21 protein-coding genes, 1 tRNA gene and 1 pseudogene are annotated in these 23,186 nt (G+C 60.9%); 14 read left to right on the top strand and 9 right to left on the bottom strand.

What is annotated here, in order from left to right; translation table 11 throughout:
* The first annotated feature begins 240 nt into the window (after nt 1-240).
* The 4 genes from FYB76_RS07295 to FYB76_RS26585 all read left to right on the top strand — a co-directional run bounded on the left by FYB76_RS07295 (nt 241) and on the right by FYB76_RS26585 (nt 3,271).
* A complete protein-coding gene (locus tag FYB76_RS07295) occupies nt 241-1,893 on the top strand; it encodes a PAS domain-containing methyl-accepting chemotaxis protein (RefSeq protein ID WP_154133176.1) in 1,653 nt (550 codons plus the stop codon).
* A gap of 184 nt (nt 1,894-2,077) precedes the next feature.
* Nucleotides 2,078-2,287, top strand: coding sequence for a protamine P1 domain containing protein (locus FYB76_RS07290; RefSeq protein WP_088756493.1), 210 nt, complete (start codon nt 2,078-2,080; stop codon nt 2,285-2,287).
* Between the two features lie 82 nt (nt 2,288-2,369).
* Nucleotides 2,370-2,996 (top strand): trimeric intracellular cation channel family protein, encoded by a 627-nt coding sequence (locus FYB76_RS07285; RefSeq protein WP_088756494.1) that lies wholly within the window; start codon nt 2,370-2,372, stop codon nt 2,994-2,996.
* Between the two features lie 122 nt (nt 2,997-3,118).
* Nucleotides 3,119-3,271, top strand: coding sequence for a hypothetical protein (locus tag FYB76_RS26585; RefSeq protein WP_167386314.1), 153 nt, complete (start codon nt 3,119-3,121; stop codon nt 3,269-3,271).
* A gap of 103 nt (nt 3,272-3,374) precedes the next feature.
* Here the strand turns inward: FYB76_RS26585 and FYB76_RS07280 are convergent.
* A pseudogene (locus FYB76_RS07280) lies at nt 3,375-3,563 on the bottom strand (TRAP transporter substrate-binding protein); the annotation flags it as partial.
* Between the two features lie 14 nt (nt 3,564-3,577).
* On the opposite strand from FYB76_RS07280, the gene FYB76_RS26980 reads away from it, so the two are divergent.
* Nucleotides 3,578-3,700 (top strand): hypothetical protein, encoded by a 123-nt coding sequence (locus FYB76_RS26980; RefSeq protein ID WP_255475284.1) that lies wholly within the window; start codon nt 3,578-3,580, stop codon nt 3,698-3,700.
* Nucleotides 3,701-4,228: 528 nt separating this feature from the next.
* Here FYB76_RS26980 and FYB76_RS07275 read toward each other — a convergent pair.
* Nucleotides 4,229-4,438 carry a cold-shock protein gene (locus FYB76_RS07275; protein WP_088756495.1) on the bottom strand — a complete coding sequence of 70 codons (210 nt, stop codon included), beginning with the start codon at nt 4,436-4,438 and terminating at the stop codon, nt 4,229-4,231.
* Between the two features lie 477 nt (nt 4,439-4,915).
* On the opposite strand from FYB76_RS07275, the gene FYB76_RS07270 reads away from it, so the two are divergent.
* Nucleotides 4,916-7,843, top strand: coding sequence for an HD domain-containing phosphohydrolase (locus FYB76_RS07270; RefSeq protein ID WP_154133175.1), 2,928 nt, complete (start codon nt 4,916-4,918; stop codon nt 7,841-7,843).
* A 34-nt stretch (nt 7,844-7,877) separates the two neighbouring features.
* On the opposite strand, the gene FYB76_RS07265 is transcribed toward FYB76_RS07270, so the two are convergent.
* On the bottom strand, nt 7,878-8,675 hold the full coding sequence (locus FYB76_RS07265) for a hypothetical protein (protein ID WP_088756497.1): 798 nt from the start codon (nt 8,673-8,675) through the stop codon (nt 7,878-7,880).
* 153 nt (nt 8,676-8,828) lie between these two features.
* Between FYB76_RS07265 and FYB76_RS07260 the strand changes: the two genes are divergently transcribed.
* On the top strand, nt 8,829-9,473 hold the full coding sequence (locus tag FYB76_RS07260) for an alanyl-tRNA editing protein (RefSeq protein ID WP_154133174.1): 645 nt from the start codon (nt 8,829-8,831) through the stop codon (nt 9,471-9,473).
* A gap of 35 nt (nt 9,474-9,508) precedes the next feature.
* Here FYB76_RS07260 and FYB76_RS07255 read toward each other — a convergent pair whose 3' ends face one another.
* A complete protein-coding gene (locus tag FYB76_RS07255; protein WP_229296904.1) occupies nt 9,509-10,612 on the bottom strand; it encodes an SDR family oxidoreductase in 1,104 nt (367 codons plus the stop codon).
* 370 nt (nt 10,613-10,982) lie between these two features.
* Between FYB76_RS07255 and FYB76_RS07250 the strand changes: the two genes are divergently transcribed.
* The gene (locus tag FYB76_RS07250) at nt 10,983-11,660 is read left to right on the top strand and encodes a hypothetical protein (RefSeq protein ID WP_154133172.1); all 678 of its coding nucleotides are present in this window, start codon (nt 10,983-10,985) and stop codon (nt 11,658-11,660) included.
* A gap of 145 nt (nt 11,661-11,805) precedes the next feature.
* On the top strand, nt 11,806-12,246 hold the full coding sequence (locus tag FYB76_RS07245; protein WP_195724588.1) for a hypothetical protein: 441 nt from the start codon (nt 11,806-11,808) through the stop codon (nt 12,244-12,246).
* A 166-nt stretch (nt 12,247-12,412) separates the two neighbouring features.
* On the opposite strand, the gene FYB76_RS07240 is transcribed toward FYB76_RS07245, so the two are convergent.
* Nucleotides 12,413-14,323, bottom strand: a complete 1,911-nt coding sequence (locus tag FYB76_RS07240) for a DUF262 domain-containing protein (protein WP_154133170.1) — start codon at nt 14,321-14,323, stop codon at nt 12,413-12,415.
* A gap of 303 nt (nt 14,324-14,626) precedes the next feature.
* Here FYB76_RS07240 and FYB76_RS07235 point away from each other — a divergent pair, with 303 nt between their 5' ends.
* From FYB76_RS07235 to trmB, 5 genes are all read left to right on the top strand, one after another.
* Complete coding sequence (locus FYB76_RS07235) at nt 14,627-15,313, top strand: substrate-binding domain-containing protein (RefSeq protein WP_370516316.1); 687 nt, start codon at nt 14,627-14,629, stop codon at nt 15,311-15,313.
* An 82-nt stretch (nt 15,314-15,395) separates the two neighbouring features.
* On the top strand, nt 15,396-15,563 hold the full coding sequence (locus tag FYB76_RS26580; protein ID WP_167386315.1) for a hypothetical protein: 168 nt from the start codon (nt 15,396-15,398) through the stop codon (nt 15,561-15,563).
* Between the two features lie 184 nt (nt 15,564-15,747).
* Nucleotides 15,748-16,353 (top strand): hypothetical protein, encoded by a 606-nt coding sequence (locus FYB76_RS07230; protein WP_141107023.1) that lies wholly within the window; start codon nt 15,748-15,750, stop codon nt 16,351-16,353.
* A gap of 79 nt (nt 16,354-16,432) precedes the next feature.
* Nucleotides 16,433-16,506, top strand: a tRNA-Gly gene (locus FYB76_RS07225).
* 81 nt (nt 16,507-16,587) lie between these two features.
* Nucleotides 16,588-17,307, top strand: a complete 720-nt coding sequence (gene trmB / locus FYB76_RS07220; RefSeq protein ID WP_187697708.1) for a tRNA (guanosine(46)-N7)-methyltransferase TrmB — start codon at nt 16,588-16,590, stop codon at nt 17,305-17,307.
* 207 nt (nt 17,308-17,514) lie between these two features.
* Here the strand turns inward: trmB and FYB76_RS07215 are convergent, their stop codons facing one another.
* From FYB76_RS07215 to FYB76_RS07200, 4 genes are all read right to left on the bottom strand, one after another.
* Nucleotides 17,515-19,083 (bottom strand): methyl-accepting chemotaxis protein, encoded by a 1,569-nt coding sequence (locus tag FYB76_RS07215; RefSeq protein ID WP_154133169.1) that lies wholly within the window; start codon nt 19,081-19,083, stop codon nt 17,515-17,517.
* 235 nt (nt 19,084-19,318) lie between these two features.
* Complete coding sequence (gene recQ / locus FYB76_RS07210; RefSeq protein WP_154133168.1) at nt 19,319-21,172, bottom strand: DNA helicase RecQ; 1,854 nt, start codon at nt 21,170-21,172, stop codon at nt 19,319-19,321.
* Between the two features lie 38 nt (nt 21,173-21,210).
* Entirely contained in the window at nt 21,211-22,083 is an 873-nt protein-coding gene (locus FYB76_RS07205; protein WP_154133167.1) for an undecaprenyl-diphosphate phosphatase, read from the bottom strand.
* 159 nt (nt 22,084-22,242) lie between these two features.
* Nucleotides 22,243-23,097 carry an undecaprenyl-diphosphate phosphatase gene (locus FYB76_RS07200; protein ID WP_088756504.1) on the bottom strand — a complete coding sequence of 285 codons (855 nt, stop codon included), beginning with the start codon at nt 23,095-23,097 and terminating at the stop codon, nt 22,243-22,245.
* Nucleotides 23,098-23,186: the final 89 nt, after the last annotated feature.

Here is a 23,186-nt window from a genome sequence, read left to right as displayed (position 1 = left end):
TGGTCATCGTGGTTTCCGTGTCGCGCCGCCCAAGCCGGATACAGGCTCGCGTCGTGCATCTCCTGCGGAAATGCCATGGAACGCCATGACACCGACTCGCAATTGCACGCCAGGCTGCACGCGGCCCGGCATGAAAACGGGGTCGCCACGCCCGGGGGACGAAGCGCGGCGGCTTTCTACAACAGAGGCAGGACCGTGACCTCGCAAGGTCAGCAACGGTCAGGGCAATGGGGGACCAGGATGCGCACGAATCTACCGATCACCACCACCGAACGGCTGCTGGAGGATGGCAAGTCCATCGTTTCCAAGACTGACCTGCAGGGCAACATCACCTACGTCAATCCTTACTTCGTGGAAATCAGCGGTTTCGACGAAGCCGAACTGATCGGGGCCCCGCAGAACATCGTGCGCCATCCCGAGATGCCGCGCGAGGCCTTCGCCGACATGTGGGCCACGCTGAAGGAAGGCCTGCCCTGGAACGGCCTGGTCAAGAACCGCTGCAAGAACGGCGACTACTACTGGGTCCAGGCCAACGTCACGCCGGTGCGCGAGAACGGCCGCGCGGTCGGCTACATGTCGGTGCGCACGCGCCCCTCGCGGGAACAGGTACAGGCGGCCGACAGCGCCTATCGCACCTTCGTCGCCGGGCAGGCGCGCGGCCTGCGCATCCGTCGCGGCGCAGTGGCGCGGACCGGCTTGATGGGCTGGCTGCAAGGCCTGCGCGATCTCCCGGTGGCCAAGCGGCTGGGGTGGATGATGAGTGCACTCACGCTCATGTTCATCCTCGGGGGTGCGGTGGCCGGCAGTGCCGTGCAATCGGCCGGGGGCAGCCCCTATGCAGTATGGCTGGGCACCCTCGCAGGTGCCGCCCTGCTGCTGGGATCGTGGGCGGTGCTGCATGCGAGCATCGTGGCGCCCTTGCAGCGTGCCATCAAGTCCGTCCATGGCCTGGCCGGCGGCGACCTTGACCTGCATATCGATACCAATGCGCGCGGTGACATGGGCTTGCTGCTGCAAGCCCTGCAGCAGCTGAACGTGAATCTGCGCGCCATCATCGGCGACGTACGCCGCAACGTCGAATCGATGACCATCTCCACCGGCGAGATCGCCAGCGGCAACATGGACCTGTCCGGCCGCACCGAATCGCAAGCCTCGGCGTTGGAAGAGACGGCCTCCAGCGTGGAGCAGTTCGCTGCCACCGTGCGCCAGAATGCCGACTCGGCCGCCAACGCCGACCGCCAGGCGCAATCGGCCTCGGCCATCGCGCAACGCGGTAGCCAGTCGGTCAAGCGCATGGGCAAGACCATGGAAGAAATCGATGCAGCTTCGCACAAGATCGTGGACATCATCGGGCTGATCGACGGCATCTCCTTCCAGACCAACATCCTGGCGCTCAACGCCGCGGTGGAAGCCGCGCGTGCCGGCGAGCAGGGACGCGGCTTTGCCGTGGTGGCCTCGGAAGTGCGTACGCTGGCCCAACGCTCGGCGGCTGCCGCCAAGGACATCAAGGGCCTCATCGACGACTCGCGTGCGAAAGTCGAGAGCGGCAACCAGCTGGTGCGCGAAACCGCACAAGCCATGGGCGACCTCGGTGGCGCGGTGGAAAACATGGCGGTGACCATGGCCGAAATCACGGTCGCCAGCAACGAGCAGAGCGGCGGCATCGAACAGTTGAACCAGGCCGTCAACGCCATCGACGAAACCACCCAGCAGAATGCGGCGCTGGTGGAACAGGCCGCCGCCGCTGCCGAGAACCTGCGCGACCAGTCGATCAAACTGAGCCAGGCCATGTCGGTGTTCAAGATCACCCATGGCGGTCCGCGCTCGCCTGCTTCGGCCACAGCGATCAGCGCCACACACCAGAAGGAAACAGCGCTGGCATTGGCCCGGTAAGAAGGTGCGGCGTGGCCGCCCATATGTGCGCCTACACCGCTTTACAAGGCATTGCATTTCTTTACCCGTTGCGCAGGTGCCAGCATCTTTGCACGGGTGGCGCGCTTGCCTATGATGAACTCCTGTCCGCATCCTCCTCAGCAGAGGGGGATGCCGGCTGCCTACCACTACAAGGGAGTTTCACATGAGCGTGTCTTCGGTCTCCTCCGGCAACAGCAGCTTCTACAACACCATCATCCAGCCGATCAAGAACGTCGCCTCCGAAGTCGGTGACGAAATTGAAAGCGCCTACGACACCACGGTCGATGCCGTTTCCTCGGCCGCGCACTCGGTGGCCGACAGCGTGAGTTCGGGCGTGAAGGCCATCGGCAACATCATCGATACCACAGCCTGACCCGGTGTGCCGCAGCATGGCGTCGGGTACGCGCCATGCAATAATCCGGGCTTCGCCACTACCGCCCAGCCCGGACCCTGCCATGCTGCTGCATACCATCTACCTCATCGCCATCTGCGCCGAAGCCATTTCGGGCGCGCTCATGGGCATCCGCAAGGACATGGACATCTTCGGCATCTGCCTCATCGGGACGGTGGCGGCACTGGGTGGCGGAACCGTGCGCGACATCCTGATCGGCCACTATCCGCTGGGCTGGGTAGCCCATCCGGAATATCTGGCCTTCACCATCTGCGCGGCCATCGTCGCAGCGGTGGCCGCGCGTGCCCTGCATCATTTCAAGTCTGCATTCCTGGTGGTCGATGCGCTGGGCTTGGTGGCCTTTACCATTATCGGCTGCGACATCGCGCGCAGCTTCGACAACTTCCATCCGGCCATCGTGGTGATGCTGGGCATGGTCACCGGCGTTTTCGGTGGACTGCTGCGCGATGTGCTCTGCAACGAGATTCCGCTGGTCCTGCGGCGTGAAATCTATGCCAGCGTGTCCCTGCTGACGGGGACGATGTACGTCCTGATCCTGCACTGGCAGATCGATGGCCGTATCGCCACGCTCGCTTCGCTGCTGCTGGGCTTTGCGGTGCGCCTGCTGGCGATCCGCTTCCATTGGGAGTTGCCGCGCATGGACAAGGAGCGCGTGCGCGGATTTGACTGAGTCCAAGGCGCGCCTGCGGCAGCAACATTTTTTGTTGCAATTGCCTGACTGCGCTTGGCAGGCTGGCGTAGTTCAATGCTGCCTCACTGCATCTCTTTCCATTTCTTTGCATGAGGTTGACCATGAAACGACTGACCACGCTGCTGGCCGCAGCACTTCTGCTGACCATGCTGGGTGGCTGTGTCTGCGCACCCTGGTTCTGCGGACCGGGACCGGGCGGAGGCGGAGCGCGCGGGGGCTGGGGCGACGGCGGACACGGCGGTGGTCCGCGCTGATCTTTTCCCCTGTAGCACACCCAATAGGCCGGAGCAAAACTTGCTCCGGCCTTTTCTGTTTTGCGCATTCGATGTTGCGCCAGCGCTGCGGCGTTGAAGCGCGTCAGCCCAGAGCACCGACGCTGGCCTCGAGCAGCTTCCAGGCCTCCTCGCCGAACTTGGCGCGCATGTCGTTGTAGAAGTTGGCCTGGGCCAGCGCCTGCTTGAAGGAATCCTTGTCTGCATCAACGATCTGCAAACCCTTGCCGGCCAGGTCATTGCGGGCCACGCCGGAGAAACTGGCGATGTCGGCGTGGTTTCGCCGGCATGGCGGGCTTCGGTGCACCGGGACCAGCTGATGTGCCGTACCGGCATTTCGGCATCACGCCGGAGGCGGTGGTGGCGCAGACTCTGCGCCTGCTGGATGGCGCGCAGGTGCTGGCGGACTAAATCATTTATATCGTTTAGCCGGTTCCAGAACGCAAAAAGCCCATCTGAAACCAGATGGGCCGTTCATTGATTAACGCTGGATTCCCTCATGACCCTGGCGATCTGCCAGGTGCTGCGAAGGTGTCCTGCCCGGCCTATCTGGCCGGTGCGGTCGCAATCCAGGTGTTCGTGTTGTGGTCCGGAAGCCGCCGTTGGTGCGGGCCGGTGTCACGCTCTACGAGCGATTAATTAACTATTTGCTACACAGCTTGCGCCGTGACTGACGCGTCCCTGCCGTCAAAGTTCACCTGCCCGCGCTATCTGCACGGCCACAGCTGAGTCTCTGGCAGGGGCGGCGCCCTGCGCTGTCCCTTCCTTCGGAACCGGCCCTCCCTGGCTATCTGCCAGGTGAGAGCCTGCGAAAAAATCGCGCCGACATGAAAGGACTGCGGAGTCTGCCGGCCTGGCCCCTGGAGCGTATGGAATTCCGGAGGCGTTCAGGCGCGGACAGCGAGGATGTTCTGCTTCGCTTGCGCGAATATCGCGGTCTTAGATGACCTTGATGTTGGTGGCCTTTTCACCCTTGGGGCCGACACCGCGGTCGAAGGACACGCGCTGGTTTTCCGACAGGCTGCGGAAGCCGTTGGACTGGATGTCCTGGAAGTGCGCGAAGACGTCGGCGCCGCCGGCATCAGGAGTGATGAAGCCGAAGCCCTTGGCATCGTTGAACCATTTGACTACGCCGGTTTGACTGCTCATGTTTGTTTCCTTTGGAAAGTTTGGACGAATGAAGGCACATGCCTGGAAGGCACTTGAAACCAAGAACTGAAACCGAAGGAAAGAAAACAGAACGACCGAGGAGGGAACGACAGTCAGGCGGAATTGGAACCAACAAGAATACAACTTGATGCAAGTACAGCGCTTATTGTACACCACTTGCCACACAATGCCTGCATCTATTGACAAATGTGTGGTTTTTCCGTTGCCATCACCGCGCAGCCCGCCCTGCTGGCGGGCCACGCGTTGTCTTGCCAGGCAGCACCAGGGCTGGCCACGCACGCATGCACCCAACTGACCGACAGCCGGCCAATCTACTTGACCGGTTTTTGCCGGTCCCACGTAATTCCGGTATATTGGCTCGAACAAAAAAGAGGCCGCGTCCCGTTGTGCGCCGTGGTAGGCGGCGCCGGTGGCATCGCGGGTCCTGTTGCAGGTCACCCGGTCGCAGCGAGCCCAATGCCCCTTTCCGAACGCCCTTTGTTTGATCCGTCCGACGACGACGCCAACGTACCTGGCTTGCCGGTACGCTTCGGCATTTCCGGCCTGGTGATGGCCGGCATGATCCTGCTGGCGGCGGTGCTGGTGTCGGTCGGCTGGTGGGGTGCACGCCAGGTGCTGCTGGACATGGCCGAGCGCTCGGCCGAAGACGCCGGCCGCATCATGACCGAGCGGTCACGCCGCATCATCGATCCTGCCGTGGCCACCCTGCGCCAGCTGGCCTTCGATCCCATCACGCAAGCGACCGGCCTCGATGACCGCCTTGCGCGCATCGCCGCCTTCTCCGTCGACATGGTCGCCAATCCGCTGGTGTCGGCCGTCTATGTGGGCTACCCCAATGGCGACTTCCTGCTGGTGCGTTCGCTGCGCGGCGCCGAGCAGCGCGACTTCTTCACTGCTCCGGCCAATGCCGCCTTCCTGGTACAAAGCATCCTGCGCGATGGCGCCGGTGCGCAGCACGGCCAATACCGGTTCTACGACGGCGAACTGAAGCTGCTGTCCCGGCGCGACGAACCGGGCTACCGCTTCGATCCGCGTACCCGCCCCTGGTATGCCACAGCGGACCGTTCGCTGGTGCCTGCGATTTCTGCGCCCTATGTCTTCTTCACCACGCGCCAGATCGGCATCAGCCTCTCGCAGCGCGCCCGCAACAGCGATGCCGTGGTGGCCATCGACATGACGCTCGATGACCTCGCGGCCAGCCTGGGCAACCTGCGCCTGACGCCGCACAGCGAACTGGCGCTGGTGGACGAGCAGCGCAAGGTCATCGCCTACAGCGACATGGCGCGCGTGCTGGAGCAGGACGGGGAGAGCTTCCGCTTCCGCAGCCTGGATGAGCTGGATGTGCCGAGCCTGTCGCAATTGTCCGAGCGTGCGCGCACCGGCGAATCGAGCGCGCTCTACAGCGTGGACGGGCGCGAATGGCTGGGCTTGTCCCTGCCCTTCAACGTCATCGACGGCCAAGCCCTCAAGCTCCTCATCGCCGCGCCTGGCGACGAACTGCTGGGCCAGCTCGACCGCAACCGCAAGACCATGGTGCTGGTGGCCTTGTTGCTGGTGCTGGCCTTCCTGCCGCTGGGCTGGTGGGCCGGACGCGCCATCGGCCGCAGCATGGAGCGCCTGGCGCTGCAGGCCGGCCGCATGTCGCGCTTTGATTTCCGCACCCAGCGCCGGGGCCGCAGCACGCTGCGCGAAGTCAACATGCTCACCGACATGGTCGATCATGTCAGCCTGACGGTGGAAGCCTTCCTCGACATCAGCGCCATCCTGAGCACCGAAACCCATGTCGAGGAAATGCTGCAGCAAGTGCTGGAAAAATTCGTGCAGGCCACGCGCTGCGATGGCGGCGCGGTCTATCTGTGGCAGCGCGAACAGCGCGTGATGCAGCGCGCTGCGGCTTACGGCCAGCAGTGCGGCCTGGCCGACACCATGCCCTATGACGAACAGGGCAGCGCCACCGATGCCGCGCGCGATACCGAAGATGGCCGCCTGCGCGTGGAACTGGACCTGCGCGGGCGCAACGGTTCGCTGGAGGGTGTGCTGGTGCTGATGCATGCGCATGACAGCGCGCACGAAGATCCACGCTTCCTCGCCTTTGCACGGCGGCTCTCGGGCATGCTGGCCGTGGCCATCGAAACACGCCAGCTGATCGCCGCGCAGAAGGCGCTGCTGGAATCCCTGATCCGGTTGATGGCAGACGCCATCGATGCCAAGAGTCCTTATACCGGCGGCCATTGCGAGCGCGTACCGCACCTGGCCATCATGCTGGTGGAAAGCCTGGCGCAGGAGCGCGCGGGGCCCTATGCGGACTTCACCCTGAACGAAGACGAGCGCTATGCCTTCCAATTGGCCGCGCTGCTGCATGACTGCGGCAAGGTCACCAGCCCCGAGCACATCGTCGACAAGGCCACCAAGCTCGAAGTGATCCACAACCGCATCCATGAAGTACGCATGCGCTTTGAAGTGCTGTGGCGCGACGCCGAACTGGAGCTGCTGCGTGACTTGCACATCAGCTTGCCGCCTGACCAGGCGGAGCACCTGCGTGCCCGCCTGGAAGACCGCCGCCACCAGCTGCGTGAGGACTTCGCCTTCGTCGCGCAATGCAATGTCGGTGGCGAAGCGATGTCGGACGAGGCCATCGCCCGCCTGCGACAGATCGCCACGCAGACCTGGCAGCGTCACTTCGATGACAGCCTGGGCCTGGCCGATGAAGAAAGCCGGCGCCTGCAGGCTACCCGTGCCGGGGAGCCCGACATGACGTTGCCGCACACCGAACAGTTGCTGGCCGACCGCCCGGAACACAAGGTCGCCTGGGACGATGAGCATCGCCTTGCGGTCGAACGCGGCGACCCGCGCAATGTGCTGGGCTTCGACATGCAATTGCCGCAATACCGGCAGAACATGGGGGAGCTGCACAATCTGACCGTGCGGCGCGGCACGCTGAGCGAGGAAGACCGCTTCGCCATCAACAATCACATCGTGCAAACCCTGGTGATGTTGAAGCGACTGCCGTGGCCGGAGTCGCTCAAGAGCGTGCCCGACACCGCCGCCAATCACCACGAGAAAATGGATGGCACCGGCTATCCGCGCCGCCTGCGCGCATCGGAGCTCCCCGTGCAGGACAGGGTGATGGCACTGGCCGATGTGTTCGAGGCGCTCACCGCAGCAGACCGGCCGTACAAGCCGGCCAAGACCTTGTCGGAATCACTGCGCATCATGGCCAGGATGTGCCGCGAGCAGCACCTGGATACCGAACTGTTCCGCTACTTCCTGCGCAGTGGCTTGTGGCGGACTTATGCGGATGAATTGCTGCGGCCGGCGCAGCGCGATGAGGTGGACACTGTGGCGATTGAAGCGTTGCTGGACGACAGGCCGCAGACGGCATGAAGACATTCAAGAAGGCTGCAGCCTCGGGAAGAACTCACAACCACAAATGACTGGCCCCCATGGGTTCACCGGCCAGTTCGGCCACCACAGACGCCAGGCGCAGGGTGCTGTCCTGGTCGAAGCCCTTCAAACGCACCATCCGGAATCCCAGGGCCATGCTGTATTGCCAGTCCAGTTCCAGGATACGATAGCTGCGACCGGATCGTTCGTCCTGCCATTGCACTGCAGGGTCTTCCCAGGAAGCGCTGAGAAAATCGACATGCGAACCAAAGGGGTGCATCTCCTTCAACGGCTCCTTGCTGCCCGGCACTCGGGGGATTTCCAGGTTCTCACCCACACGCACCATGGGATTGACACCATCGCAGGCTTCCAGGCACAGGCTGAATCTGTGCCTCTCGCGTTTGTACTCGGACATGCAGTCGGCACTCAGCAGCGCCAGTGTCGCCGGACCGAAGCTATACATGGGACTAGACCATGTGACTGCTTTTTCCTCGTACGGGTCTTTGATAACGATGCCATGCTCGGCCAGCAGCGCCACGGTCTCGGCCATAGTCAGATCATCAGGCGCAGGGAAATCTGCAGGCAGGTCGCCCGATTCCACATAGCAACGCAAGACATCGCCCGTGGTGCGAATATTCTCCTTCCATTGAAATCCGCAGTCGAGTGCTCTGCATAAAAGATGAAGCAATTCCTGCAGCGCAGGACCGGGCACGCCCTCGCCGCGCGGCGGAATGATGAAGCCCTGCGCGAGCAGCATATGCTCCAACGCAGGCCAGTCTGGCTGCGCCAGATGCGCCTGCAGCGGGAAGATATAATCTTCGTGCAACGACATGGGGAGGTCTCCTTTGTTAGGCTGTCCGAGGATGCAACAGCCTGTAGACTGGGGACCGCGCGCCAGGTTCAGCGGAGGGGACCTTACCGATGTCGCATCTCCACAAATTATTTCGCTTCGTCCTGTCCTGTTTTCTCCTGTTATCGGCACATCATGACGCACAAAAATTTCTGGTCCGCGCCCTACCAGACCGAACTCGACACCATCATCACCGCCGTCGACGGCGACCAGGTGCAGGTGGCACAGACCATCTTCTTCGCTTTCTCCGGCGGCCAGGAGAGCGACGCCGGCACACTCGGTGGTCATCCCGTTCTACAGGCCGAGAAGCGCGACCAGAGCATCGTCTACACGCTGCCCGCGGGCCATGGCCTACAGGTCGGCGATGCCGTCCACCTGCAGATCGACTGGGCCCGCCGCTATCGCCTGATGCGCCTGCACTTCGCCGCCGAGATGGTATTGCAGCTGGTCTACCAGATGCGGCCGGGGATCGAACGCATCGGCGCACATATCGCCATCGACAAGGCGCGCGTGGACTTCGCCAGCGACACCAGCCTGGCGCCCCTCTTCCCGGCCATCGAAGCAGCGGCGCAGGAGCTGGTGGCTGCGGGCTTGCCTATCGTCACCGCGTTCAGCGATGAGGCCGCCGGGCGGCGTTATTGGGAAGTGGAAGGATTTGCGCGCATGGCCTGCGGCGGTACGCACCCTCGCACGACGGCCGAGGTGGGAGCGCTGCGGCTCAAACGCAAGAACACGGGACGCGGCAAGGAGCGCATCGAGATCCTGCTCGATGCGCCCTGAACCTTGCCGGCAATGCGATGACCTGAAGCCCTTGCTCAGGTCTTGTAGTCGTACTTCATCTGCTGCGCGATGAGGATGTCCTTGCTGGTGCGTTCGCACAGGGTCACGTAATCGGTGAGCGGCTGGGGCGGAGGCATGCCTTCCTCGATCAGGCGCGCATTGTCGAACAGCACTTCTTCCGCCGCAAAATAGCCATACGCACGGATCGCCTTCAAGACGATGCGCTTGTTGCAGGGACCGATGAGGTCCTTGAAGCGGTCCTGCATCTGCAGGAAGCTTTCGTAATGGGTCTGGCGATAACGGGACATCGGGCGCTCACCGCTGCCCACGCTGATGGCTTCATCGATCTGGCCGAACGTGCAGGAATGGCTCGGGCCGGAGGAGATGTTGTAGGCCGAGTATTTGAGCGTCGATTTATCCAGCAGCAGGTGCAGTGCCTCGGCGCAATAGTCCACCGGGATCACGTCGATCTTCTGATCCAGTTCGCAGGGGAAAGCCTGCAGGGCGCGCGCCAGGCGGAATACCCAGTAGATGCTGCCGGAGGCGGCACACCCCAGCTCGGTATGGCCGACCACGATGGAGGGGCGCGCCACGACCAGCGGCAGCTCCGGCAATTCGGTGCGCAGGCGCTGTTCGGCCTCGTACTTGCTGGCGGTGTAATCGAGGTAGTGCTCGACATCATCACCGGGGGAATAATCTTCCGACACCGGGCGTGGCGCATTGCGGCCGCACGACATGCCGGTGCCGATCTGGATGAAGCGGCGCAGCTTGCGCCCGCGACAGAGGCCGTGCGCCATGGCAAGCACGCCATCGACGTTGGTGGGGAAGATGGAGCGATGGGTGCCGAAAGAAGCCAGGGCGGCCGAGTTCACCACATCGTTGACCTGCAGCAAGCGTGGATCATCGATCCAGCGCTCCACACCGGTGAGGTCGCCGCAGATGATCTGGTCCGGCGAGAGGCGCTCCAGGTCCTGCTCGCTCACGCCGTGCAGGCGCAGGTTGGACGCCAGGCGCGTGCGGCCCTCGTCGCGATTGGCCGAGCGCACCAGGAACAGTGAGCGCTCCCAGCGAGGCGTCTTGATGAGACGAGCGGCCAGCGCTCCCCCGATGAATCCGGTACTGCCGGTGAGCAACAACATAGACGATGAGAGTTCCAAAGAATTCGGAGTGAAAACCGGCATGCCCCCATGCCGACCGGTATCAATGAGGCGGAGAGCCTCAGCCCATTCCATAAAAAAAATGGGGCAAAAAATTATAAGTGAGGCGTGCGTGGAATTGAAGCAGTCCATATGGACTGGGCCCACGCAACGTCCGGTGGCCGCGGCCGGTAATTTACATCTTGCAGCGGCATTTCAGTCCAATCGGACTGGTTTCATTTGGGCACGCGCGCATTAGAATTTGGCCAATGCCTGCCCTGACTTCCCTGCCTGCATTTTCTGCCGCGATGTGGCGACGAGGAGCCTCTCCATGCCGCTGGTGCCCGCCCTTTTCCTTCCCAGGTCGTCGGCCATGAGCGAGCACGCCCATTTGCTACCTATCCACCGGGGTGTGCGGCTAGGGATGGCGGCCTGCCTGGCCGCAGCTGGCGTCAGCTTGCTGGCCATCACGTTGATGGCGCGTTCGCTGCCGACCTATACCGCCTGCACGTCGGTGTTGACGGCGCTGCTGTGCGGCGGCTGCTTTGCGCACCTGCTGCTGCGCGAGCGGCGCGGCCTGCCCGAGTCGCCGCGCAAATCGGCGATGCTGGCGACATTGATCGTCTGCGTTTTCCTGGCGGGCCTGTCGGACGCGGGACTGGCCAAGGATCGAGGTGTGGATTCGCTGGCGATGGCGATGAGCGCGTTGCGCCATGGGGTGTTGCCGCTGGGCATATTTACTTACTGGCTGGTGTTCTGCGGACCCGTGATGCTGGTCTGGCGCACCGTGCTGCCCTTTGCACCGATGCTGGGGTGGCTGGGCTTTGCGGTGATGCAATCTGCCCAGGCGCGGCAGCTGCGGTTTCCCTGGCGCGCGCCGGGCTGGCCAACGTGGGGCGAAGCGGCGCTGCTGGCGGGCTTGATGGTGGTGCTGTTTGCCGTGGGACTGCTGGTGTTGAAGGTGGTCAAGGATTGCCTGGTGGATGCGGGCAGGCGGTCGCGGGCGTTTGGGGATTGGGATGAGGGGGCGGCATCAAGACCGCCTTTATGAGCTGATGGCAATGTCGGTGGTTGAGCCACGACTCGGATGGATGGAAGATATACTTCTCGGCATTTAGCTATTTGCTGAAGTATCTTCTGATTTATACATTCATGATCCAAGCATGAAATACAGAAACGCGCTCTCAAGGCGGGGCATGTATATCCGCAAGAGCTTCCTTGGGGCTGCCTTGCTATTGTGCGCGGCCATGAGCGGCTGTACTCACGAAGCGATGTTACCTACGCATCTTGCCCAGATCCGTCTTGATCCAAGTCGCTATGGCGACTTGATGAATAGACTCGACTCTGCGATGAAAGCCAGCGGACTATCGCGATATGGGGCAGCCCCGGGACTGAGAGAACTTCGCGGTCGAGACGTTCTGTACGTGGCGTATAGGATGCCGTCAAAAAAATGGGCGTTCATCACAGCGACAGATATCAGCAAGGTCGGTACCGTCGAGATGCGTGTCTATTCGACGGTTCTGACCGACGGCCATCTGAAAGAGGAAACGATGTCCCGCCTGGATGATGTCCTGGCAGAGTTCGGCTCAGAGTTGAAAGAACAGTCCACCGATCCCAATCCGCCGAAAGCGAATTGACCCGGCGGCAGAGAGATCGTAACTCTTCCAACCATACTCACGCGATTCCCTTTGAAGTTGCGCAGCACGGTCTGGGCGCTCAGTAATGAGTAACGACGCGGTTGAGCGGTTCGTGAAAATAATAAAGCATGTTCACGTCGCCTTATCACGTTGTCCTGGTTACCCCTCACTTAACGCCTTCTTCTTCGTCGTCCTCCTGCTCCACCTCTAGCCCAACACGTTCGTCGTAACAAGTAACGCCCAACGCCTGAATCGCAGCTGTTCCCCAATGGATGCTCGCATACTCCTTGATGTCAGCTGCTCGCTTACGGCAATTGTTCTCACCCCAATGTTCTCGACTGGACGCCATACGGTTTCCGATATATTTGCTCTCACTCAGCAATGCATTGAAAGAAACACGCACAGCGTCTTGAAGCTTCGGCAGCTTTTCATCAAAGTTTGCGTTCTTCCAGCTACGATTTTCTGAGAGCGGCAACACGGTCAGATTCCCAAGGTGATGAAGGTAAGGAGCCATACTCGCAGCGTACTTTCGTCCAGCGGGAGTGGATTTATCGGCACTGTTGACGGGATAAATGTGTTCAATGTCCCACGTACCGAATTGTCCCGGTTCACGCGAGAACCAAGCATCATGGGTCAATGGATTAAGTTCGCTCTTGGTAAGCGCAGCCCACTTATCAGACTTCGGCAGATAGCGTCCATAGTTCCAGAAAATGTAATGAACCAACCGGGCATACGAAGTGTAGAAATTGGGCGAGTCCAAAGAGTTGAGGGGGAAGATCGTTGCCTCACGCTCTTCCTTTGACAACGTTCCGCCTCCCATCGCATCTGACTCAGCAGCTTCCCAATACGGACAGAAAGACCAATACATCTGATGATTGAGTTTTTCGGCGCTATCAACTTTATCGCCAACATCGTCAACATAGATTCCCTGCTTGAACTCTTTGGCGATTCTCCACTTACGCGACCGAGCGTAGTTGCTTCGCTTATCAGCCAATGCGGTCCTAAATGCAATGATTTCGGCCATTCGAACGACTTTGATGGCGTCCGCTTTTAACCGGATCAGCGCGGCGATGACCAGTGGTTGCAACTCAGCATCACTTGGCACCTTCACGAAATCAAGTAGCGCCTCCTTGAGCCCCGCATGCGGCTCAGGGTGAGAAATAGGATCTTCCACTCTCAACCAAACCCGGCAGACTTCCACCAGATCATCAAGATACTCGCTGATGTACTTGGCGACCTGATCCTCTTTCAAGCGTTCGCGAATACGCTCGTCGATCTTTTCAAGCACCCGGTCAGAACTCGAAAACGGATGGTTATCAAAAAGGATCCAGTGGATCCGCAGCAAACGGTCACTATCATATTCCTGCTCCCGGCTTACGCCCTCGGGATCCAGAAGACGATATAGGTCACCATATCGTTGCGTAATCCTACGCACCAACTCCTCCTGCTGAGTGCCCTCACAAGTGGCAGCCCACTCGATTAGCTTGTTTTTGACGAGATCGAATTGACTAACTTCCTTCCCACGCAAATTGATACGTTCAAAAAGGCTAGTAGCTCCAGCTATGGTGGGTGCGAGATATACGATGAGTCGACATTGGAGCAACTGTTCAGCGTCAAGATTACGGGTCTTTAGCTCGCTGAATGCATCAGCCAACAGTCTTTGAGAAAGTGTATTTGGCTCGTCTGGCTGCACTCCGGCGACCAGCTTCTCGAAGAATATTTGATCATCCTGCTTGATCTTGATCCAACTCTTAACAGGAAAAACAGAATGATCAACCAGCTTAGACGCCTTACCGCTCGCCGCCAAGGCAAGCATCAAGGTGGTCAGCCTCTGCTGACCATCTACGATCTGAAGTGCTCCGTTAGGGTCTTGGCAGGCTACGATCATCCCCAAGAAAAGGGGTTGCCTCTTGTGGATGGCGTCTTCAATGTCATAGACGAAATCGCTTACCTGAGCCCTTCCTCTAACCTTTTCGTTGCGCCAATCATAGGGGCGCTGAAAAGCTGGAATAACAAGTTGCTGCGCAAGTAAGTCTGCAACCGTCATCAGGGTTGCGGTATCTGGCTGAAGATTCACGTGGATTTTTCTTTTGATTTGAAATTTCTGAAAACTTAGACTACTCCCTTCTTTCACTTTATCAGAAGTCAACCATTAGAGTAAATTCGCTGCGCAATCTAATCCACACCAGTTTTCCGTACCGCGAGACCACGGTAAGTCGACGGCATATAATCAAAGTGCCCGAAATGCCGGCGTCATGCCGCATGCCCCACTCGCCTTACAGTTCTTGGAGAAATCGTGCGCGCTTACCCCATCCCGCTATTGGCCTTCGCTTGCCAGGCGTTCTTTGTTTCAATACCCGCCTCTGCGGACGAACTCCGCGTGCTGGCGGCCGGCGCGATTGCGCCCATCGTGCGCACGGTAGCGGCCGATTTCGAACGGCGCAGCGGAATTCATGTGAAGGTCGACAATGCCACCGGTGGCGTGGTGGACAAACGAGTGCGATCCGGTGAACCGGTCGACGTGGTGGTGGCACCGGAAGGTGTCCTGCGCGGCTTGGGCAAGGACGGCTACCTGAACCTGGCCAGCGAGCGCGCAATTGCGCGCGTGGGGATTGCGGTGGCGGTCAAGCAAGGCGCGCCCTCGCCAGCCATTGCCACCGTGGCGCAATTCAGGAAGGCGTTGCTGGACGCGCCTTCGGTGGCAATGATCGATCCGAAGGCGGGAGGGTCCAGCGGGATCTATCTGGAGAAATTGTTTGAACAACTTGGCATAGCAGCCCAGATGCATTCTAAGGAAGTGCTTGTGCCTGGCGGTCTGGTGGCGGAAAAACTGGTGGATGGAAGTGCCGTGCTGGCACTGCATCAGCAGAGCGAGATTCTGCAGGTCAAGGGTGCAAAGCTGGTGGGGCCGTTGCCGGCGGCCATTCAGAATTACACCGTGTATGTGGGGGCGGTGGACGCGCGGTCTTCGTCAGGGGTGGCGGGGCGGGCGTTTTTGACGCTGCTGGGCGAAGAGGAGGCGCGCCGGGCGATGGTGGAACATGGCTTGGTGCCTGAGACCCAGTGATGACAATATTCAACCGGGTATGTGCAATTTCCCCGGGAGCGGGATATTGCGAACAAACAGACCACAGCAGGAGCCAGGCATCATGAGCGAACGTCGCGTCCCTCCCGTCAGTCCGATTCGAGGCATCCAGCCGTTATCGGAGGTCAGCGTCAAGCGGACTTATTTTCGGCAACTGAATCAATGGCGCAAGATGTCCGAGAAATATGCAAAAGAGAGGAAAGCGCGGGAGGGCAAGGAGCAAGAAAAATAAGCTGAACCTGAATTCACCTCGGATCAACCGGCGGCGCCAGCAGCTGAATAGCAAGAGCCGCTGCCGAAGCTCCTCCTGATACCCCAAGGGGCTATTTGCCCGCGCAGTCCAATCCTGCGTTAAGTACGCGCTCTCACGTGCTCTAATACGTAGAAAATAGCTTCATGTATTAAAGGTGGAAACCATGTCTGAAGAGACTTCCAAAAATAGTCCAATAGCAGAACTTTATCTTGCATTACGTGGTGACATATTAGTTCTCATAGAAAAAGAAAAAGACTCAGCAGCGCAAATTAGCCAAAGTTATAGACGACATTTAATTCGGGCTGTCGCAGCATTTATTGAGGCTATGACTTATCAACTTCGCCAAGTTATCCTTCATTGCTTAGAACCGAATGCAAGATCGGAATTATTCTTTGCGCTAAAAGAGCAACAAATAGATATAGGAAACAACGGGATCATTCAAAGCAAGAGATTGAGGACAGGTTCAATCGCACTGATTAAATTTTCGTTACGAACGTTTGACGATCTTTTTGGTACAGACTTGTGCCCAGATTTTGACACAATTTTATTTAGAAACTTAGTTGACACATTCTCGGTAAGAGATCGATTAATGCATCCTAAAACGCTTGAGGATTTAGCGATTAGTGACGAAGAGTTTAATGCCGCGCTTGATGCATTTTCGCTTATTGAGACTGTGTTTGGAAATACAGTTAGTAAGAGCAATGAAATTATCGCCGCAAAGCTCAGAGCCATCATTTTGCAATTAGAGGAAAAAAATAAAAATGGTTAGAGCAAATATTAGTAGCACTCCAGCAAATTCCCAACATTGGAAAAACCACCCAGTTACCCGGTATAATCCCCACCCACACGCGGGTGTAGCTCAATGGTAGAGCAGAAGCTTCCCAAGCTTAAGACGAGGGTTCGATCCCCTTCACCCGCTCCAGATCGCTTCCCTGCGGCCCTGTTCGCCCGTCCCTGACCGGTGCGACTTTGCGGGCCGCGCCTCAATTGCTTCGAGTCATCCATGTCTGAAAACAAATCCGGCAAGCCGCTGTTCTATGATCCCAGCGAGCGCCGCATCCGCAGTTTCGTCACCCGCGCCGGACGTGTCTCGGTCGCGCAAGGACGCGCGCTGGAAGAACTGGGACCGCGCTTCCTGGTCCCCTACGACAAGGCCCCGCTGGACCTGGCCGCCACCTTCGCACGCCAGGCGCCGACCATCCTCGAAATCGGCTTCGGCATGGGTGAAACCAGCGCCAAAATCTCGGCCCTCATGCCCGAGAAAAACTTCATCGGCGTCGAAGTCCATACCCCCGGCGTGGGCAGCTACCTCAAGCTGATCGGCGAGGGCAACCTGGAAAACGTGCGCATCATCCAGCACGATGCCGTCGAAGTGCTCACCAACATGATCGCCCCCGATTCCCTGGCTGGCGTGCACGTGTTCTTCCCCGATCCGTGGCACAAGGCGCGCCACAACAAGCGCCGCCTGATCCAGTCGCCCCTGGTGCAACTGATCAGCACGCGCCTGGCCCCCGGCGGCTATATCCATTGCGCCACCGACTGGGAAGAATATGCCATCCAGATGCTGGAAGTGCTGTCGGCCGAACCGACCCTGAAGAACACCGCAACCGATCCCTCCGGCTACGTGCCGCGTCCGGATTACCGCGATACCACCAAATTCGAAAACCGTGGCCTGCGCCTCGGTCATGGTGTGTGGGACCTGGTGTTTGAAAAACGCGCCTGAGGATGCGCGTCGGATGCACGGATGATTCCCTCAATCGTGCATCCGTCGGGTGATGAGGGAAAGTGATCACATCCTGGAATCACCAAGGTGATGAACAAAAGCGATCACCTGAACTGATCACCCGTATCACCGATATCGCCCGTCTCACCGAAGGATCGCACCAGCGGCATGCCACGATGGCATGCCGTTTTCATTTGTGCCGTGGCCTCACTTGAGCTTGAATACAGCCACCGCCCGTGACAGCGATTCCGCCTGGAACTGCAGGCTCTCCGCCGCTGCAGCAGCTTCTTCCACCAGCGCGGCATTCTGCTGGGTGACGCTATCCATCTGCACCACCGCCTTGTTGACTTCATCGATGCCGGTACTCTGCTCGCGGTTGGCCACGTTGATGTCATCCATGATGGCCGCGACCTTCTGGATGGCGCTGATGATGTCTTCCATGGTGTTGCCGGCACCATTGACCAGGGCCGAGCCGGCGTTGATCTTGCCGACCGAATCATCGATCAGTTCCTTGATCTCGCGCGCGGCCGTGGCGCTGCGCTGGGCCAGGCTGCGCACCTCCGAGGCCACCACCGCAAACCCGCGCCCCTGCTCGCCGGCGCGCGCGGCTTCCACTGCGGCATTGAGCGCGAGGATATTGGTCTGGAAGGCGATGCCGTCGATGACGCTGATGATCTCGACGATGCGATGCGAACTCTCCTCGATGGCCTGCATGGTCTGCACCACCGCACCAACCATGTCGCCCCCCTTGCGCGCCACCCCCGAGGCATGGTCGGCCAGTTGATGGGCCTGGTGCGTGTTCTCGGCGTTCTTCTGCACGGTGGAGGTGATCTCTTCCATCGAGGCGGCAGTCTCTTCGAGCGAACCGGCCTGCTCCTCCGTGCGCTCGGACAAGTCGCGGTTGCCACTGGCGATCTCGGTAGCCGCCACCGTGATGGCACCGGTGCCGCTGCGCACTTCTGAGACGATGCCGGCCAGGTTGTCGTTCATCTCCTTCAATGAGTGCAGCAGTTGCGCCGTTTCGTCCTTGCCACGAATGACGACCTCCGAGCGCAGGTCACCCGCCGCCACCGTCCGGGCAATCTGCACCGCTTCGCCCAGCGGGCGCACGATGCTGCGCACCAGGGTCCAGGTGATGGCCAGGCCCAGCAGCAGCGACAGGCCGATCGAGACCAGCAGCAGCAAACGCGCCTGCTGGTAGTCGGAAAGACTGTCAGCATTGATGGACTCGCGTGTCTTGCGGCTGTGCTCCAGCACGGCCACGACGATGTCATCGATCATCTTGGTCGGTACGCGATCCACGCCCTTGACCTGTTCATCCACCCGCGCTACCGAGGCGGGATCGTCGGAGGCGTAGAGCTTGAGGGCTTCAAGATAACGATTGAGCAGCTCGGCATGGGCCTGCTGGGCCTTGCGTGCGGGCTCGGCCTCCATGCCGATGCGCGGCATCAGGGCTTCCAGGGTCTTGAGCTGCTTCTGGGTGGCGGCGCTTTCATCGATGAAGGCCTGGCGGTATTTGTTGAAGGCGGCGGGATCCTTGCCGCGCAGCAAGGTGTTCTTCCACTCCTGCACCTGGATCTTGAATTGCACCTGCGCACTGCGGGCGGCATCGACCGACTGCTCGATGAGGGCCCCCGTTTCCATGCCGTGCGCCCCCTGGCCGTAGACTTCCCCGACCACCATCACGCCACGTATGCCGACAAAGGCGATGGCCGCCAGCAGCAGTGCCGACAGCATGCCCAGGCGCACGCCTATCTTCAGATCATTGAGTTTCATATCGCCCCCCGGCTCACCTTCGTTGGTGTTGAACCCGATTCCCCGTCGTTGATGATATCGCCAAGCGGGGTCAGCAAATCGGGGAAGAGGCCGGTAAAAGTGCCGTATGAAGGAAAGTTGTGTTACGGCAGCAACGTCAGCCGCAAACGCCCGCCCGGCGCTGCACAGCGCTGGTGCGGATGGCGGAGGGAATGAAGGGAGTTGACGAGAATCAGGGAGAATTGCCGCCGCCCCCTCAGGCGTCGGCCGACTCCATGCCGGCGATCAGGTCGATGATCTGGGCGCCATAGGTTTCCAGCTTCTTTTCACCCACGCCGGTGACGTGGCGCAGGTCGTCCAGCGACTGCGGCCGGGCCTTGGCGATCTCGCGCATGGTGGCATCGTGGAAGATGACGTAGGCCGGCACGTTGTGCGTGCGCGCGGTTTCCATGCGCCACCAGCGCAGCTTCTCGAAGAGCGCCTGCTCTTGGCTGCTGAGGTCGGTCTCGACGAAGCTGGAGCGCTGCGAGCTGCGCTTGGCTTTTTCCGGCTTGCGATAGCGCCGCAGCTGCACCTGCTGTTCACCGCGCAGCACCGGGCGCGCGGCCTCGGTGAGCTTGAGGGCGCTGTAGTTCTCGGCGTCCACTGTCAGCAAACCCAGCGCGATCACCTGACGCAGGATGGCGCGCCATTCCGCCTCGCCGCGATCGCTGCCCACGCCAAAAACGGAAAGCTGATCGTGACGCCATTGCTTGACGCGCTCGCCATCGATGCCGCGCAGCACCTCGATCACATGGCCGGGGGCGAAGCGCTGTTCGACGCGATAGACGGTGGAGAGCAGTTTCTGTACCTCGACCGTGGCATCAAAGGAGACCGGGGGCGTGAGGCAGGTGTCGCAATTGCCGCAGGGGCTGGATTTCTCGCCGAAATAGTCCAGCAGGTGCACGCGCCGGCAGTGCAGCGTCTCGCACAGGGAGAGCATGGCGTCGAGCTTGGTGCCGAGCACGCGCTTGAAGGTCTCGTCGGCTTCGGATTCGTCGATCATGCGGCGCTGCTGCACCACGTCCTGCAAGCCGTAGGCCATCCAGGCGTCGGCGGGCAGGCCGTCGCGGCCGGCGCGGCCGGTCTCCTGGTAGTAGCCTTCCACGCTCTTGGGCAAATCGAGGTGGCAGACGAAACGCACGTCGGGCTTGTCGATGCCCATGCCGAAGGCGATGGTGGCGACCATCACGATCTTGTCTTCCCGCAGGAAGCGCGCCTGGTTCTTGGTGCGCAGCGCGTAGTCCATGCCGGCGTGATAGGCCAGCGCATTGAGGCCTTCGCCACGCAGGAACTCGGCCGTCTCTTCGACCTTCTTGCGCGAGAGGCAGTAGACGATGCCGGCGTCTTCGGGGTGTTCGCTCTTGATGAAGTCCAGCAACTGCTTGCGGCCATTGGCCTTTTCCACGATCTGGTAGCGGATGTTGGGACGATCGAAGGAGGAGACGAACTGGCGCGCATCTTCCAGTTGCAGGCGATGGATGATTTCTTCGCGGGTCTGCTGGTCGGCCGTGGCCGTCAACGCGATGCGCGGGACCTGCGGGAAACGCTCGTGCAGTATCGAGAGCTTGATGTATTCCGGACGGAAATCATGCCCCCATTGCGAGACGCAGTGCGCCTCATCGATGGCGAAGAGCGAGATGCGGGCCGACTCCAGCAAGTCCAGGCAGCGCGGCGTCATCAGGCGTTCGGGAGCGACATAAAGCAGGTCCAGGTCGCCCTGGCGCAGGCGGCGCTCGATCTGCAGGGCTTCGTCGAAACTCTGGGTGGAATTGAGGAAGGCCGCCCGCACACCGACTTCGGCCAGCGCATCGACCTGGTCCTGCATGAGCGCAATCAAGGGCGAGACCACCACGCCGGTGCCCTCGCGCAGCAGCGCCGGCACCTGGTAGCAGAGCGACTTGCCGCCGCCGGTGGGCATGAGCACGAGGGCATCCCCGCCCCCGGCGACGTGCTGGACGATCTCGCCCTGGTGACCGCGGAAGGACGAGTAGCCGAACACCGTCTCCAGCACGTGCAATGCACGTTCTTGCTGGGTGGCGCCGGGAGGCAGGGAATCGAAATCGACCATGGAAAAACCTGAAGCTGCTGCGTAGCGAAGGCGCTATTTTATTGCAGCCAGCCTCGCGACACCGCCAACAGCAGGAAAACGCCCAGCGCAGCTCGATAGACGATGAAGGGCCATGTCGAGAAACGCTCCAGGAATTTCATCAACCCCCAGATGGCGGCAAAGGCCGAAACACTCGCCACGGCCAGCCCGAAGAGCAGGACGCCCCAGGCTTCCAGCGGGATATGGGCGTGCAGCAATACGGCCAGTTCCTTCAATCCGGCCAGGGCGATGGCGGGCAAACCCAGCAGGAAGGAAAAGCGTGCCGCTTCCTCCCGGCGGAAGTTCAGGAACAGCGCGGCCGTGAGCGTGGAACCGGAACGCGAGACGCCCGGGATCAGCGCACCGACCTGGGCCAGGCCGACGATCAAGGCATCGCGCAGGCGCATCTGGTCGACGCTGCGGCGATGGCGGCAGACCAGTTCGGAAATCGCCAGCAAGACCGCCATGACGATGCAGGACCAGCCGATCACGGTCAGGCTGCGCAGCGGCGAGCCGCAGGCATTCAAGACATGCGACAACGCCAGCCCGGCAATGCCGATGGGGATGGTGGCCAGGATGATGGCCACGGCCAGCTTGAACATGGGATCGCTGAAATCGCGGCGGCGCCAGGCGGCCAGGCTGCCGCCGGTGACGGCGCTCACATCGCGCCGGAAGTAGCTGATGACGGCCGCCAGCGCGGCCAGCTGCATGGCCGCGGAGAAGGCCGAACCCGGATCATGCCAGCCGAGGAAGGCCGGCACCACGCGCATGTGGGCGGTCGATGAAATGGGGAGCAGTTCGGTGATGCCCTGGACGATGCCGAGGAAACCGATCTGCGCGTAACTGAGGGAGGCAAAGCCGATATCAAGCCCGGCGCTGCAGACGTTGGCCATGGGGTGTGTGCTCTGAAGGGAGTTGGCGAAAGAGATGTTGTCGCCGCCGCCGGCAGCGAGGCCGGCCACGGGTGCTGCAGTGTACCGCGCCCGCCCGGGCGCTGGCTGACAGGCGCCTGACGCCCGCGCATGCCATGCACGGGGCCAGGCGCCGGGGGATCACTCCACCCAGGCAACGGCGCCGGTATAGGCGGTCACCAGGACGATGATGCCGAAGACGATGCGATACCAGGCGAAGATGGTGAAATCGTGCGAGCTGATGTAGCGCAGGAGCCAGCGCACGCACAGGAAGGCCGAGACGAAGGCGGCCACGGTGCCCACGGTAAACAGCGGCACGTCGGCCGCCGATAGCAGGGCGCGCTCCTTGTAGAGCGAATAGATGGTGGCAGCAAACAGGGTCGGGATGGCCAGGAAGAACGAGAATTCGGTCGCCGCCTTGCGCGACAGGCCGAACATCATGCCGCCGATGATGGTGGCACCCGAGCGGCTGGTCCCGGGGATCAGCGCGAAGGCCTGGGCAATGCCGACTTTCAGGGCATCCAGCGGGGTCATGTCATCCACCGTTTCCACGCGCGCCGAGGCCATGCTCATGCGGTCCTTGTTGCGGCGTTCCACCCACAGGATGATGAGGCCGCCGACGATGAAGGCGATGGCCACCGAGACCGGGTTGAACAGCACCTCCTTGATGCGGCGGCTGAACAGGAAGCCCAGGATGGCTGCCGGCAGGAAGGCCACGATCAGGTTGATCACCAGGCGCTGGGCCTTGCGGTCAGAAAACATGCCGGTCAAGACGGTGGCGATGCGTACCCGGTACTCCCAGCACACCGCCAGGATGGCGCCGGCCTGGATGACGATCTCGAAGACATCGGCCTTTTCCTTGGAAAAGTCGGGGCCGGTGAACTGCAGCAGGCTGTTGGCCAGGATCAGGTGGCCGGTGGAGGAAATGGGCAGGAATTCGGTCAGGCCTTCGACGATGCCCATGATGAGCGCCTTGAGCGCGAGGAGAGTATCCATACGGGTGCTGTGGGTGGCTGTTGATGTGGGGTTGAAGGGAAATGAAGGAAAATGGCTGCTTTCAGGCCCGAAAGCCCGCCGATCCGCTT

This window comes from Herbaspirillum sp. CAH-3 (genome assembly GCF_009668275.1).
GTDB classification, from domain to species: Bacteria; Pseudomonadota; Gammaproteobacteria; order Burkholderiales; family Burkholderiaceae_D; genus Herbaspirillum; species Herbaspirillum aquaticum.
The sequence above is the reverse complement of the archived record's forward strand: the minus strand, read 5'-3'. Positions and strand labels throughout refer to the sequence as shown.

Coding starts and splice junctions, on each gene's coding strand:
- FYB76_RS07295 (WP_154133176.1), top strand. CDS start 241: ATGCGCACGAATCTACCGATCACCACCACCGAACGGCTGCTGGAGGAT.
- FYB76_RS07290 (WP_088756493.1), top strand. CDS start 2,078: ATGAGCGTGTCTTCGGTCTCCTCCGGCAACAGCAGCTTCTACAACACC.
- FYB76_RS07285 (WP_088756494.1), top strand. CDS start 2,370: ATGCTGCTGCATACCATCTACCTCATCGCCATCTGCGCCGAAGCCATT.
- FYB76_RS26585 (WP_167386314.1), top strand. CDS start 3,119: ATGAAACGACTGACCACGCTGCTGGCCGCAGCACTTCTGCTGACCATG.
- FYB76_RS26980 (WP_255475284.1), top strand. CDS start 3,578: ATGGCGGGCTTCGGTGCACCGGGACCAGCTGATGTGCCGTACCGGCAT.
- FYB76_RS07275 (WP_088756495.1), bottom strand. CDS start 4,438: ATGAGCAGTCAAACCGGCGTAGTCAAATGGTTCAACGATGCCAAGGGC.
- FYB76_RS07270 (WP_154133175.1), top strand. CDS start 4,916: ATGCCCCTTTCCGAACGCCCTTTGTTTGATCCGTCCGACGACGACGCC.
- FYB76_RS07265 (WP_088756497.1), bottom strand. CDS start 8,675: ATGTCGTTGCACGAAGATTATATCTTCCCGCTGCAGGCGCATCTGGCG.
- FYB76_RS07260 (WP_154133174.1), top strand. CDS start 8,829: ATGACGCACAAAAATTTCTGGTCCGCGCCCTACCAGACCGAACTCGAC.
- FYB76_RS07255 (WP_229296904.1), bottom strand. CDS start 10,612: ATGTTGTTGCTCACCGGCAGTACCGGATTCATCGGGGGAGCGCTGGCC.
- FYB76_RS07250 (WP_154133172.1), top strand. CDS start 10,983: ATGAGCGAGCACGCCCATTTGCTACCTATCCACCGGGGTGTGCGGCTA.
- FYB76_RS07245 (WP_195724588.1), top strand. CDS start 11,806: ATGTATATCCGCAAGAGCTTCCTTGGGGCTGCCTTGCTATTGTGCGCG.
- FYB76_RS26580 (WP_167386315.1), top strand. CDS start 15,396: ATGAGCGAACGTCGCGTCCCTCCCGTCAGTCCGATTCGAGGCATCCAG.
- FYB76_RS07230 (WP_141107023.1), top strand. CDS start 15,748: ATGTCTGAAGAGACTTCCAAAAATAGTCCAATAGCAGAACTTTATCTT.
- trmB (WP_187697708.1), top strand. CDS start 16,588: ATGTCTGAAAACAAATCCGGCAAGCCGCTGTTCTATGATCCCAGCGAG.
- FYB76_RS07215 (WP_154133169.1), bottom strand. CDS start 19,083: ATGAAACTCAATGATCTGAAGATAGGCGTGCGCCTGGGCATGCTGTCG.
- recQ (WP_154133168.1), bottom strand. CDS start 21,172: ATGGTCGATTTCGATTCCCTGCCTCCCGGCGCCACCCAGCAAGAACGT.
- FYB76_RS07205 (WP_154133167.1), bottom strand. CDS start 22,083: ATGGCCAACGTCTGCAGCGCCGGGCTTGATATCGGCTTTGCCTCCCTC.
- FYB76_RS07200 (WP_088756504.1), bottom strand. CDS start 23,097: ATGGATACTCTCCTCGCGCTCAAGGCGCTCATCATGGGCATCGTCGAA.